Annotated in this window: 7 protein-coding genes; 2 read left to right on the top strand and 5 right to left on the bottom strand. The window is 63.0% G+C overall.

What is annotated here, in order from left to right:
* Positions 1-9: 9 nt before the first annotated feature.
* The gene (gene putA / locus FHW96_RS18115) at positions 10-3501 is read right to left on the bottom strand and encodes a bifunctional proline dehydrogenase/L-glutamate gamma-semialdehyde dehydrogenase PutA (protein ID WP_172341977.1); all 3492 of its coding nucleotides are present in this window, start codon (positions 3499-3501) and stop codon (positions 10-12) included.
* 135 nt (positions 3502-3636) lie between these two features.
* Here putA and FHW96_RS18110 point away from each other — a divergent pair, with 135 nt between their 5' ends.
* Together FHW96_RS18110 and FHW96_RS18105 are read left to right on the top strand one after the other, a co-directional pair.
* Positions 3637-4095: an Lrp/AsnC family transcriptional regulator gene (locus FHW96_RS18110; protein WP_172341976.1), complete on the top strand. Its 459-nt coding sequence runs from the start codon at positions 3637-3639 to the stop codon at positions 4093-4095.
* 217 nt (positions 4096-4312) lie between these two features.
* Positions 4313-6145, top strand: coding sequence for a PD40 domain-containing protein (locus FHW96_RS18105; protein WP_172341975.1), 1833 nt, complete (start codon positions 4313-4315; stop codon positions 6143-6145).
* Between the two features lie 42 nt (positions 6146-6187).
* On the opposite strand, the gene FHW96_RS18100 is transcribed toward FHW96_RS18105, so the two are convergent.
* The 4 genes from FHW96_RS18100 to mgtA all read right to left on the bottom strand — a co-directional run bounded on the left by FHW96_RS18100 (position 6188) and on the right by mgtA (position 13052).
* Positions 6188-6730 carry a cytochrome c gene (locus tag FHW96_RS18100; protein ID WP_172341974.1) on the bottom strand — a complete coding sequence of 181 codons (543 nt, stop codon included), beginning with the start codon at positions 6728-6730 and terminating at the stop codon, positions 6188-6190.
* Positions 6731-6767: 37 nt separating this feature from the next.
* Positions 6768-8927: a TonB-dependent receptor gene (locus FHW96_RS18095; protein ID WP_172341973.1), complete on the bottom strand. Its 2160-nt coding sequence runs from the start codon at positions 8925-8927 to the stop codon at positions 6768-6770.
* A 166-nt stretch (positions 8928-9093) separates the two neighbouring features.
* A complete protein-coding gene (locus FHW96_RS18090; RefSeq protein ID WP_172341972.1) occupies positions 9094-10395 on the bottom strand; it encodes a helix-turn-helix domain-containing protein in 1302 nt (433 codons plus the stop codon).
* Between the two features lie 98 nt (positions 10396-10493).
* On the bottom strand, positions 10494-13052 hold the full coding sequence (mgtA, locus tag FHW96_RS18085; RefSeq protein WP_172341971.1) for a magnesium-translocating P-type ATPase: 2559 nt from the start codon (positions 13050-13052) through the stop codon (positions 10494-10496).
* Positions 13053-13109 lie beyond the last annotated feature (57 nt).

Raw genomic sequence — 13109 nt, 5'->3', positions numbered from 1 at the left:
CCCCTAACCTCAAACCGCCGCCATCAGGCTTGCGTTGCCCCCCGCCGCTGTGGTGTTGATCGAAATGGTCTGTTCCTCGATCAGCCAGTCGAGGCGATAATGCCCCTGCTCATCGGCCTGCTGGGTCAACGGGATCGGGCCTTCCATCGCCGCGATCTGCTGCATCAGTTCATGGGCGCGAGGGCCCGGTTCGATCAGCACCGCGCCATAGGGATTGATCGCGGGCAGGGCTTCTATCGTACCGGTCGGGCCAAGCCCTTCGCCCAGCCAGAGGATGTCCACTCGATTGCCTGCCGCGCCTGCTGCCGCGATCTGTGCTTCGATGCCCTCATGGCTGTGCGCCGCCGCCAGCAAGCGTCCGCGCGGATGGAGCCGGTAGAGATTACGCTCGCCCACCGGCCCCGGCATTTCGGTGGCAAGGTCGGAGGCCAGGTCGAGTAGGGGCCTCGCGCGCACCAGCCTCCCCAGATAAAGCGGCCCGCCCGCCTTGGGCCCCGTACCCGACAGGCCGCGCCCGCCAAAGGGCTGCACCCCCACCACCGCGCCGATCGTGTTGCGGTTGACATAGATATTGCCCGCCGCGATTTCCCCGGTCACCTCGGCGATGGTTTCGTCCAGCCGCGTGTGCAGGCCAAAGGTCAGGCCATAGCCGGTGGCGTTGATCGCTTCGACCACCGCGCCCAGATCCTTGCGGGCATAGCGCAGGATATGCAGCACCGGGCCGAACACCTCGCCGCCGATTTGTGCGATATTGTCGATCTCGATGATGGTGGGCGGGATGAAGCTGCCATGGCCGGTTTCCTTGCTCAGCGGGGCCTGCCAGACGGGGCATCCTGATGTGCGCAGGCGCTCGATATGGGCGGCGATGGCCTCGCGCGCTTCCTCGGTGATGACCGGGCCGATGTCGGAGGAGAGGCGATCCGGGTTGCCGATCCGCAATTCGCCCAGCGCGCCCTTCAGCATTGCCAGTTGCCGGTCGGCAATATCCTCCTGAAGGCACAGGATGCGCAGCGCCGAGCAGCGCTGCCCCGCGCTGTCAAAGGCCGAGGACAGCACATCGCCGGTCACCTGTTCGGCCAGCGCCGAGGAATCGACGATCATCGCATTGAGCCCGCCGGTTTCCGCGACGAGGGGGATGGGAGGCCCATCATGGCGCGCCAGTTCGCGCTGGATCAGCTTGGCCACCTGCGTCGATCCGGTGAACAGCACGCCCGCCACATCAGGGTGCGCCACCAGCGCCGCGCCGATCTCGCCCGCCCCGGTCAGCAATTGCAGCACCCCCACCGGCACGCCCGCCCGATGCAGGATCTGCACCGCCTGCGCTGCGATCAGCGGGGTCTCCTCGGCCGGTTTGGCCAGCACCGGATTGCCCGCGGCCAGCGCGGCGGCGATTTGCCCGACGAAGATTGCCAGCGGGAAATTCCATGGCGAGATGCAGACCACAGGGCCGATAGGGGCATGGGTATCGTTTAGGATCTTGCGAGCCTGATCGGCATAATAGCGCAGAAAATCAACTGCCTCGCGGATTTCCGCCACAGCATTGGCCGCCGATTTCCCCGCCTCGCGGATGATGAGGCCGATCAGGATGCCCATCTGTTCCTCCAGCAGATCGGCGGCGCGCTCCAGCATCGCGGCTCTTTGCAGAGTGGGCGTCTCGCACCAGCCCTGCGCCGCCCTCCGTGCATTGGCAAAGGCGAGCGGCACATCGCGCTCCAGTGTGGGGCTGACCTGCCCGACAAGGTCGCGTCGGTCGGCCGGGTTGCGCACATCCTGCGGCGGGCGGATCACGCAGAGCGAAGGGATCATCGGATCGGCCCGCCATTCCCGTGCCGCGCTGGCCCGCAAATCCTGCCAGAGGGCGGCCAGCACGCTTTCACCGGCCAGATCGAGGCCGGAGGAATTGCGTCTTTGCCCATAGAGATGCGCGGGCAGGGCCACCACGGGATGGGGCGAGCCGAAGGGCTCGATCTTGCGCGCCTCGTCGGCGGGCGCCTGCGCCAGATCCTGCGGGCTCAGGCTTTCCTCCCAGATGCGGTGGACGAAGGAGGAATTGGCGCCATTTTCCAGCAGGCGCCGCACCAGATAGGCAAGCAAGGTCTCATGCGTGCCCACCGGCGCATAGATCCGGCAAGGCCGGTTCAATTTGCCCGTGCCCACGACCTCTTCATACAGCGGCTCGCCCATGCCGTGCAGGCATTGGAACTCCCAATCGCCCGGAGAAAAATCCGGCCCGGCCAGATGGTGGATCGTGGCCAAAGTCTGGGCATTATGGGTGGCGAATTGGGGGAACACCGCATCGCGTGCATCCAGCAACCGCCGCACGCAGGCGATATAGGACACATCGGTGTGGACCTTGCGCGTGAAGACCGGGAAATCGGCCAGCCCATCGACCTGCGCCTTCTTGATCTCGCTGTCCCAATAGGCGCCCTTGACCAGCCGCACCATGATCCGCCTGTTGGCCCGCCTCGCCAGATCGATGATCCAGTCGATGACAAAGGGGCAGCGCTTGCCATAGGCCTGCACCACAAAGCCCAGCCCGCGCCACCCCGCCAGATCGGGATCGAGCGCGAGGGCTTCGAGAATGTCGAGGCTGATTTCCAGCCGATCCGCTTCCTCGGCGTCGATGTTAAGGCCGATGTCATAGGCGCGCGCCAGCAGGGCCAGCGCCCGGACCCGGGGCAGAAGTTCGCCCATCACCCGCTCCTGCTGGGCGCGGGCATAGCGGGGGTGGAGCGCGGAAAGCTTGATCGAGATGCCCGGCCCGGCATAGGGGCCGCGTCCGGCGGCGGCCTTGCCGATGGCGTGCAGGGCGTTTTCATAATCGCGCATATAGCGCGCCGCATCCGCCGCCGTGCTTGCCGCCTCGCCCAGCATGTCATAGCTGTAGGCAAAGCCCTGTGCCTCCAGACGGCGCGCGCGTTTGATGGCTTCCTCAATGGTCTCGCCGGCGACGAATTGTTCGCCCATCAGTTCCATCGCCAGATCGACCCCGCGCCGGATCAGCGGCTCGCCCGCCCGCGCGATCAGTCGCGTCAGCGCCGCGCCCAGCGAGGCCTCGCTGTTGGCCCCCACCAGCCGCCCGGTGACGATCAGCCCCCATGTCGCGGCATTGACGAAGAATTTGCGCCCCGCGCCCAGATGAGCCTGCCATTGCCCCCGCGCGATCTTGTCGCGGATCAGCGCATCGCGCGTGGCATTGTCGGGAATACGCAGCAGCGCCTCGGCCAGACACATCAGCGCTACGCCCTCCTGGCTGGAGAGCGAATATTCCTTGACCAGACTTTCCACCCCGCCGCGCTGCCCTTTGGCGCGAAGGGCGCGCACCAGCGCGCAGGCGGTTTGCGCAATTGCGCCATGCATCGCCTTGGGCGGGGTGGCCGCTTCGATCAGGGCTGCAAGGCATTCGCCTTCGGCCCGACGCGTGGCATCCGTGATCGCGCGGCGCAGGGGAGAAACCGCGCCCGCAGGCGGAGCGAAATGGGCAAAGGGAGCATCGGTCATCGGCGCATTTCCGTCGGTAGGAGGACGGGGCAAGCCTATCGCATCGCTTCTAGGCGTTTCGACCAAAGGAGCCTATCACGATGCGCGCATTGGATAAAGATGGGCCATGATTTAGGCCGATAATGGAGATCCGCGATGGACAATAGCCCGATCGACCAGATCGACCGCAAGATGATCGAGGAATTGCGCGTCGATGCGCGCCTGTCCGTCACCGAATTGTCGCGGCGTGTGGGCCTGTCCAAGACGCCTTGTCAGATCCGGCTGAAACGGCTGGTCGAGGATGGCTATATCCGCGGCTTTCGCGCGGTGATCGATCCGGTCAGGCTGGGCATGGGCCATATCGCCTTTGCCGAGGTCAAATTGTCGGATACGCGCGAAAAGGCGCTCGAAGCCTTCCGCCGCGCGGTCTTGCAGGTCGAGGAGGTTGAGGAATGCCACATGCTGGCCAGCCATTTCGACTATCTGCTCAAGGTGCGCACAGCCGACATCACCGCCTATCGCGCGGTCCTGGGCGAAAAGATCTCCAGCCTGCCCCATGTGGCCAGCACGTCGACCTTTGTAGTGATGGAAACGATCATCGATCAGATTGGCTGAAAAGCCGCCATTTCCCCGCGATTGATTAGGCGCACGCGGCGATCAGATCGGCGCTGGATTTGATCTGGATCAAAAAAATGCCGCCCTCCTCGCCTAGCTGCTGATTCCAAGGCGATCACGCCGAAAGACGAAAAAGCGTGGAGGATTGGCAATGCGGTACGGCAATTGGATCTCGGGATTGGCCCTTTCGGCTGGCCTATGGGCATCGGTCCCGGCGATGGCCAAGGATGTCCTGCTCTTCAACCGCATCGGGCCGACCAAATCGCAGCTCTATGTCGCCAATGCCGACGGCAGCGGCGAGCATCGGCTGATCGCCGCAGATGGTTTCGATTATGCCGCGCGCTTTTCCGATGACGGCCAGTGGATCACCTTCACCTCGGAACGGGGCGGGCGCGGGCAATCCGACATTTATCGCGCGCGCGCCGATGGCAGCGCGCTGGAGCGCCTGACCGACGATCCGGCGGTGGACGATCAGGCGGCCATGTCGCCCGACAATCGCTATGTAGCCTTCATGTCGGACCGGGGATCACATCGGGCCAATATCTGGGTGCTGGACCTGCAAACGCGGCAATTGCGCGATCTGACCGGCGCCGCGCCGCTTCAGGGCGATCCGGGCAAGCCCGATGGCTTCTACCGCCCCAGCTGGTCGCCCGACGGCCAGTGGATCGCCTTTTCCAGCGACCGCAACACCGAGTGGAAGTCGCATGACAAGGGCTCGGCCTGGGAGCATCTTCAGGAACTGTCGGTCTATATCGTCCATCCTGATGGCACGGGCCTGCGGCGTCTGTCGGGCGAGGGTGTGACCACCGGATCGCCCAAATGGTCGGCCGATGGCAAACAGATCATCGCCTATCAGGGCGATGTCGAACTGAGCTGGCTGAGCCGGGTCGATCAATTGTCGATGAAGGCGACCTCACAAATCGTGGCGATTGATGTGGCAACGGGGCAAGCCAAGGAACTGACCTCGGGGCCGGGGGTGAAGCTCAACCCGCAATTCCTGCCCGATGGCCGCTTTGCCTACAGCACCAAATCGGCCCAGGTCACCGGCATCATGTATTCCGACGGCGCCAAACCCTTTCCGGCCAACCTGCGCGAACCTTCGTGGAGCCGCGATGGGCGGCAGGTCGTCTATGAGCGGATCGACAATCTGCCGCTGGCCCAGAACACGCCGTTCTACAGCTGGAACGACAAGTTCGAATATCGCTATACGGACGTATTCCCGATGTTTGCCCGCGATGGCACGCTGGCGTTGTCGAACAAGGATGTTGATACATCGCTGGTGGTGATGAAGGCCGATGGCAGCGACAAGCGCCTCGTGTTCCAGTCCACCACCCATTGCGCGGCGGGCAAGAACGCTTCGGGCCAGTGCGGCGATATGATCGGCGTGGCGCTGACGCCCTCGTGGTTTCCCGACAGCAAGAAGCTGGTATTCAGCTTTGGCGGATATTGGCGCACCCGCGATCAGAATGTCGCGAACGTCAAGATGATCAACCGCGACGGCACCGGGGTGAAGGATCTGACCTCGACCACATCGAACACCGGTTTCGCCAGCGTTTCGCCCGATGGCAAGCAGATGGTCTATCGTTCATGGGTCAAGGGCGACGAGGGGCTGCGGATCATGGATCTGGCCACGCGCAAGGTTCGCATGCTGACCAATGACTGGGACAACGTGCCCGGATGGTCGCCCGCCGCCAGCGGGCCGGGCGCGGGCCGCATCGTGTTCACTCGCAAGCAGAAGGATGGCAATTTCGACATCTTCACCATCAAATCCGACGGCACCGGCCTGCTGCGCGTCACCAGCTTCCCAGCCTCCGACGCCCATGCGGTGTGGAGCTGGGACGGCAGCAAGATCCTGTGGAGCAGCAGCGAATATGGTTTCAAGGACGAGGGCGCGCTCTATGATAATTCGTTTCAGCCCTATGGTCAGGTCTGGTCGATGAACCCGGACGGGTCGGGCAAGGAAATGCTGACCGACAGCCGTTGGGAGGATTCGCTGCCCGCCTTCGTTCCGCCTGCGGCCAATAAGAGCACGAAAAAGACGACGATATAGCCCTCAGACCCGCCCTCCCTGCCGGGGGGCGGGTGCTGGTCCTTACTGCGCGTCTTTGGGGAACCAGAAGGTCTGGTGGCAGGTCTCGCACTGGCCATCGAGTTCGCTGGCCGCCTCATAAACGGTCTTGAGATCGCGGCGGTCGGCGGCCTTGCCGATGCCGTCGATCTGGCCCGCAAGGGCTGTCGCATATTGGCGGAAACCGGCGGGGTTGGCGTCGATATGGCGCTGAATGTCGGTCGGTTTGGCACCGCCGGGGGTCTGCTCGTCGAGGATCTTCTGGCTGGCCGTGCGCACCACAAAATTCTTGGCCCTGCCCAGCCGGTTCAGCGAGGCGGACAGGTCGGTAAGCGCTGCTTTCAACTTGATCCAGTCTGCTGGCTTCATCTTCTTGGCCGAGGCGTTACCATCATCGTCCAGCGTGGCATTGGTGATGTCCCATAGCACCTGCGCCTTGGCCGCGACATGGTCGTGCATCTCGCTATAGACAACCACCGGCCCCTTGGGCGCAGGCTTGACTGCCCCCTGCGTCAACACGGCCAGCGGCACCAGCGCGGCCATTCCCAACAGTTTCCAGTCTGCCATTTTCTCGATCCTTTTCTGACTTTTTGGGGGAGGCGCCTCAAAATTCCTTGCGGATGGTAAACCGAGCCGAGCGCGGCTCAAGCGGATGGGCGTGATAGCCTTCGATGCCCTCGGCGGGTTCTCCCTGCAGGCGCGAGGTGTAGTAATAGGTGGCTGAATCGCTGCGGCTGTTAAAGATGTTGAACAGGCTGACCTGCGCCTTCCATCCGCCCGCCAGCGCATAGGTCACGTCGATGTTCCACTCGCTATATCCCCCATCGCGCGGATCGAGCTGTCCATCGGCCAGTGAATGCGTGCCCAGCCGCCGCCATTGCAGCGATCCCGACCATGGCCCCAGCCCATTGATCAGCGCGCCCGCCGAATAGGTGAAATTGGGCGCGTCGGCGATATAGGGCTGTGCAATGCCAAAGGCCGCCAGATTGGCTCCGCGATAGCGCGGCCGCGCAAAGGCCAGATCGCTGTTCAGCTCCAGCCAGTGGACGGGGCGATATTGCGCAGAGATCTCGATGCCCTGACGGCGGCTGGGGGCGCCTGCCTCGTTCTGGCCGGTGTCGGCGTTATAGCGCAGTTCAGACCCGAAATCCTGCTGGAACGCGGCGATTTGCAGGCTGAGACGCGGGATGATGTTGCTGCGCAGCCCCACCTCCATCCCCGTGGTCGAGGCGAGCAGCGGCGTGCCCCCCACGGCCAGAGGCACGCCCTGGGTTGGCACCGTGCCGAACACGCCGCGCACGTCATTGGAATGAAAACCTCGGCCCGCACTGAAATAGAACTCGGTTTTCGCCCAGGGGCCAAGGATCAGGCTACCCTTGGGTTGCCACAGATATTGATGACCGCGCCCGCTGGTGCCGGTGACATAGCTGACATCATCGGCCCGCATGTAATCCAGCCGCACGCCGCCCATCGTGCGCAGCCAACTGGTCCAGCGCAGCGTGGTCTGCATAAAGGGCGAGAGCATCAGAATATGCACCCGGTCGGCGTTGCAATTGCCGTTGACGGCGGCATATTCCAGTGTGCTGCCGTCCTCCTGATCCTGAAAGCAGTTGGACAGGATCGTGTCGCGGTTCTTCGTATGGCGACGGTCCACCGTCGCGGTATCGTGGCGAAGCTGCGTGCCCCACACGGTTTCGGTGTCCAGCCCCAGCACTTGGGCCTTGAGCGTATAGCTGGCGCGCCCGCCCAGCACGGTGCGCGCCTCATGCTGGGCCTGCTGGTCGCCGTTGATGGGATCATAGAGGTAGTGGGTAAAATTGTTCCACAGCGTCATGGTGGAACGGATCGCATAGAGGCTGGCGGAGAATTGTCCCGGCCCGATGGGTTTTTCGATATGGCCCGACAGGCTGTAACGTTGCGAGCGGCTGTAATCGCTGGGGTCCAGCGTGCCATAGGGGCTGATGATTCCCGCTTCGACCGCGCGCTGGGGCTGGTCAGTGGTCAGCCGCCCCTCGCTGGCATAGGCCATGGCGGTCAGGGTGAAGCTGTCTCTGGCGGTGCCTTGGCTGTAGCGCAGCATGGTATTGAGCTTGCGGAAATTCTGTCCCGGCTGCCAAGGTCCGTCATAGTGGCTGAGCTGAAACGCGCCGAGCAACCGCTTGTCCTTGGCAAGGCGCAGCGTGGCCATGCCCTGCACTTCCTCATAGCCGTCGGTACCAACGGTTACGGCCATTTGCGCGGGGGCTTCGTTGAGCAGCCGCGTCCGCGCGGAAGCCACCGAGCCGAAATCACCCACGCCCGCGTAATAGGGGCCTTTCGTATAATCGATACCGGCCACGGTTTGGGGGATAAGAAAGCCCAGATCTGAATAACCCTGACCATGGGCATTGGTGCCGCGATTGACCGGCATGTCGTCGATGAAATTGGCAAAATCGGTGCCATGGTCCAGCGCATAGCCGCGGATCAGATAATAGGGCGCCTTGCCCTCGCCCGAATGGGTGGTGACGACAAGGCCGGGAATGCTCTCGAACAATTGCGCGGCGCGATAGATCGGGCGCAGGGCAACCTCTTGCTGGCTTATCGAGCCCTGACTGGCGGTTTCGGCCTTGCCGATCATCTCGCTACGGGATGCGGTGACGATGATGGTGCGTTGATCCTCGGCAGATGCCTTGCCCGCGATGCCCATCATGCAGACACTTGCCGGCAGGAGAAGGCGCGATGAGGCCCAGGTGTTGGCGGCGCGGGCCGGGGGGCGCAAAGTCATGGTTTCATACTCAAATCTTGATAGGCCAAATCGCCGCTTCGCCGTTGGCGGCGGGGTATGACAGGCCGATGCGGGGGAACACCCGCACCATCGCCAGCCAGAGGGCGGGCGCAAGTTCATTACCGTTGGTTAGACGTTACAGGACGTTACATTCACCCCGAATGCCCTATGGTTTGGCCGAAAGCGCGTCGGGAAACTTGTCCGGGCGCTGGGTGGCCCATGTCGGATCCTTGCGCGGCCATGCGCCCAGCAGGCGCGCATCCAGCCCGACATTCTTGAGCGAGGGGATCGCTACCAGCGCCTCGAAAGACTGATCATGGGCCGCGATCGTATCGAGCTGGGCCAGCGTGGTGGGCCGCGCGACAAATTCGGCCGCGGCCATCAGTGCGGCGTCGCGCGTGCCCGCGATCGCGATCACCCGATTGCCGTTGAACGCCCGGAACGAGGCGATCAGCGCGTAATCCTGCCCAGGCTCGTTGGTTTCCTCCAGATGGCTGCTGCCCATGTAATGCATGCCGCTGACCCGGTCGATCAGCTCGTCATAGCTGTCGCCCACGGTAAAGCGCGAGCCTTGAAACACCGGCGTACGCAACGCGCCAAGGCCGCTGATATAGCCCAGATAGACCAGCGGATTCTTGGGCGCCTGCGCGTCCATCTGCGAGATGGGCTCGACCTGCAGCGCAGCCTTGTCGCCTGCCAGAATGGGCGAAATCGCGCGGATCGCCGGGCCGATGCCGACCGGCAGATAGGTCAGCCCCAGATCGACATAGCGGCCTTGCGGATCGCCGCCCATATCCTTGAAGCCTTGCAGATCCTGCGCCGAATTGACCGAAAATTCGCGGACCATGCGATCGACCGTGCCGTCCGGGGTGCGTTCGCCAAAGATGTAGTAGTCGCCAAGGATGATCGTGGCGGGCAAGTCGCTTTGGGTGATCGGGTGCCAGAATGGCGTGTCGCGCATCCGTGAGAGGGGCGTGATGCCGCCATACCAATAGCCCCCGGCCAACCCCGCCACCAATGCCGCCGCCGCCATCAGTGCGGGCAGGATGCGGCCGGGCCGGGGCGCAGCGATGGGCGGCGGTTCAACTGCGGGCGGCGGGGCCTCCTCCTCGGTCAGCGGAATAATGCCAAGCAGATAGCTGCCCTTGGGCAGATGCAGCCGCCATGGGCGATCCTGCGCGGGGCCGGCGTAATAATTGTCCAGCTTGCGCCGCAAACGGTGGATATGCACGCGCACCGAGGCGTCGCTGGCCATATCGGCATCGCCCCGGTCGAACACGGCATCGGCGATCTCGATTTCCTTGGGCGGCTGGTTCTCTCTCGCGCGCTGGTGGAGAAAGCGCAAAAGCCGCTCCAGCGTGGGCGAACGGCCCAGCCCGCTTTCCTCGAGCAGGCGGGTTACCTCGGCGTCCAGCAGGGCGGTATCGTCGCTTGCCTCTCCTTCACACGACGCATCAAACTTGGACAAAGACCCCACTCCATTGGCAATAAGAGCAAGGTTTAACGGTTACATTCCGCTGTTACAAACGCAAAACCCTCAAGTATTTCTGATATTCCGTGCGCGTACTAACCGCCCCAGCGGCGGAAGAACCAGACCTTTACGATATGGGTCAGCACGCCATAGGCCAGCAGGAAACCAGCCAGGATGGGCCAGTAGAGCGTGGGCAGCGGCTTGAACCCCAGCGCGGCACCCAGCGGCGAGAAGGGCAGCGCCACGCCGATCGCGCAGATAATCAGCGTGGTGGCGATCAGCGCATTGCTGGCCCGGCTTTGCAGGAAGGGAATGCGCGCGGTGCGGATGATATGGATAATCAGCGTCTGGGTCAGCAGGGATTCAACGAACCAACCGGTCTGAAACAGCGCGGGATCATGCCATGCGTTAAACACGAAAAGCATGGTGAAATAGGTGGCATAGTCGAAGATCGAACTCATCGGCCCGATGAACAGCATGAAGCGCGCGATATTGCCGATTTCCCACCGGCGCGGCGTGGTCAGATATTCCGGATCGACATTGTCGGTGGGAATGGTGGTCTGCGAAAAGTCATAGAGCAGATTGTTGGTCAGCACCTGCAAGGGCGCCATGGGCAGGAAGGGCAGCAGGATCGAGGCGCCCAAGACACTGAACATATTGCCGAAATTCGAACTTGCGCCCATGCGGATGTATTTGATGATATTGGCAAAGACCCGCCGCCCCTCGGTCACGCCATCGCCCAGCACGGCAAGGCTCTTTTCCAGCAGGATGATGTCGGCCGATTCCTTGGCAATATCGACCGCCGTATCGACCGAGATGCCCACATCGGCCACCTTGAGCGCGGGCCCATCGTTGATTCCGTCGCCCAGAAAGCCCACGACATGGCCATTAGCCTGAAGCGCGGCGATGATCCGCGCCTTTTGCGTGGGCGAAACCTTGGCAAAGACCTGTGTGACCTCGGCTTGGGCCGCCAGTTCGGCATCGCTCATCGCTTCAATCTGGCGGCCCAGCAGCAATTGGCCGACATCAAGACCAACATCGCGGCAGATCTTGGCCGTGACCAGATCATTGTCGCCCGTCAGCACCTTGACCGTGATGCCCGCCTTTTGCAGATCGGCAATGGCCGGGCCTGCGGTTTCCTTGGGCGGATCAAGGAAAGCGACAAAACCGATCAGCATCAGATCGCGCTCATCATCCACGGAATATTGCCCTTCGGCCAGAGCGGGCATGGTGCGGCAGGCGATGGCCAGCACGCGGAATCCATCGCGGTTCAGCCCGTTGGCCACGGCATGGATAGCCTCGGCTTGAGGCCCGGCAAAGGGCAGCACCTGGCCATCCTTACGAAACTGGGTGCAGGCGGCCAGCATCTCCTCGACGGCCCCCTTGCATATCAGCAGCGCCTCGTCGCCTGGGGGCTGAAGTACCACCGAAACGCGGCGGCGCATGAAATCGAAGGGCAATTCGTCCAGCTTGGCATAATTGCCCGCCGAGATCGGATGTTCCTCGTGGCCGCCATGTTCGAGGATCGCCTCGTCCATCAGATTGCGCAGGCCGCTTTCAAACCGGCTGTTGAGCCAGGCATAGGCCAGCACATCGCGATTATCGCGGCCTTCGACGTCCAGATGGAGTTTGAGCACCACCCGGTCCTGGGTCAGCGTGCCGGTCTTGTCGGTGCAAAGCACATCCATCGCGCCGAAATTCTGGATCGCGTTCAACCGTTTCACGATGGCCCGTTTGCGCGACATGGCAATCGCCCCGCGCGCCAGATTCATCGTCACCACCATCGGCAACATTTCGGGCGCCAGCCCGACCGCCACCGCGACCGCAAAGAATAGCGCTTCCAGCCAGTTATGCTTGGTCACGCCATTGATGATGAACACCAAAGGCACCAGCACCAGCATAAAGCGCAGCATCAGTCCGACAAACTGGTTCAGCCCGCGGTCGAAACTGCTGGTGGTGTCGGCGCCCACGATCTGTTTGGCCACTTCGCCAAAATAGGTGGCGCGACCGGTCTTCAGAATGATCCCTTCGGCAAAGCCGCTGACCACGCTGGAGCCCATGAAGCACAGGTTGGGCGCATCGAAGGGGGCCGCCGCATCCGCATCAGGCACGGCGCGCTTTTCCACCGGCATCGCTTCGCCGGTCAGCGAGCTTTCGTTGACATGCAGGTCATGCGCGCTGAGCAAACGCAGGTCCGCCGGGATCAGATCGCCCGCCGACAGGCGCACAATATCGCCCGGTACCAGCACTTCGAGCGGCATTTCGACAAAATCGGGTGTGGCGCGCTTCACGCTGGCGTGAACCTGCACCATGCGCTTCAAACGTGCGGCGGCCATGCTGGAGCGATGCTCCTGAACATAGCCCAGCCCCACGCTGAGCAGCACCATGATGGCAATGACAATGGCCGAGCGATAATCCGAAAGTGCCCATGACGTCACCGCCAGCCCCAGCAGCAGCCCGTTGAGCGGGGTGATCAACCGGCGCAGGATTTCGCGCAGGACCGAGAGGCGGACATCATCGGCAATCCGGTTGGGGCCGGTGATGTGCAATTTTTCCTGCGCTGCCTGCTCTGTCAGCCCCTCTGCCGAAGTGCCGAAATGGCGATAGAGCGCCGCCTCGTCCATCTTTGCCAGATCCAGCAGCCCATCGGTCATACGCTCGGCCTTTTCGCATGTTGCGCGCGCAGCGCTACGCCAGCATCCGTTTGGCCG

This window comes from Novosphingobium sp. SG751A, from assembly GCF_013149295.1.
Classification (GTDB): Bacteria; Pseudomonadota; Alphaproteobacteria; order Sphingomonadales; family Sphingomonadaceae; genus Novosphingobium.
This window is presented reverse-complemented; position numbering and strand designations above follow the sequence as displayed.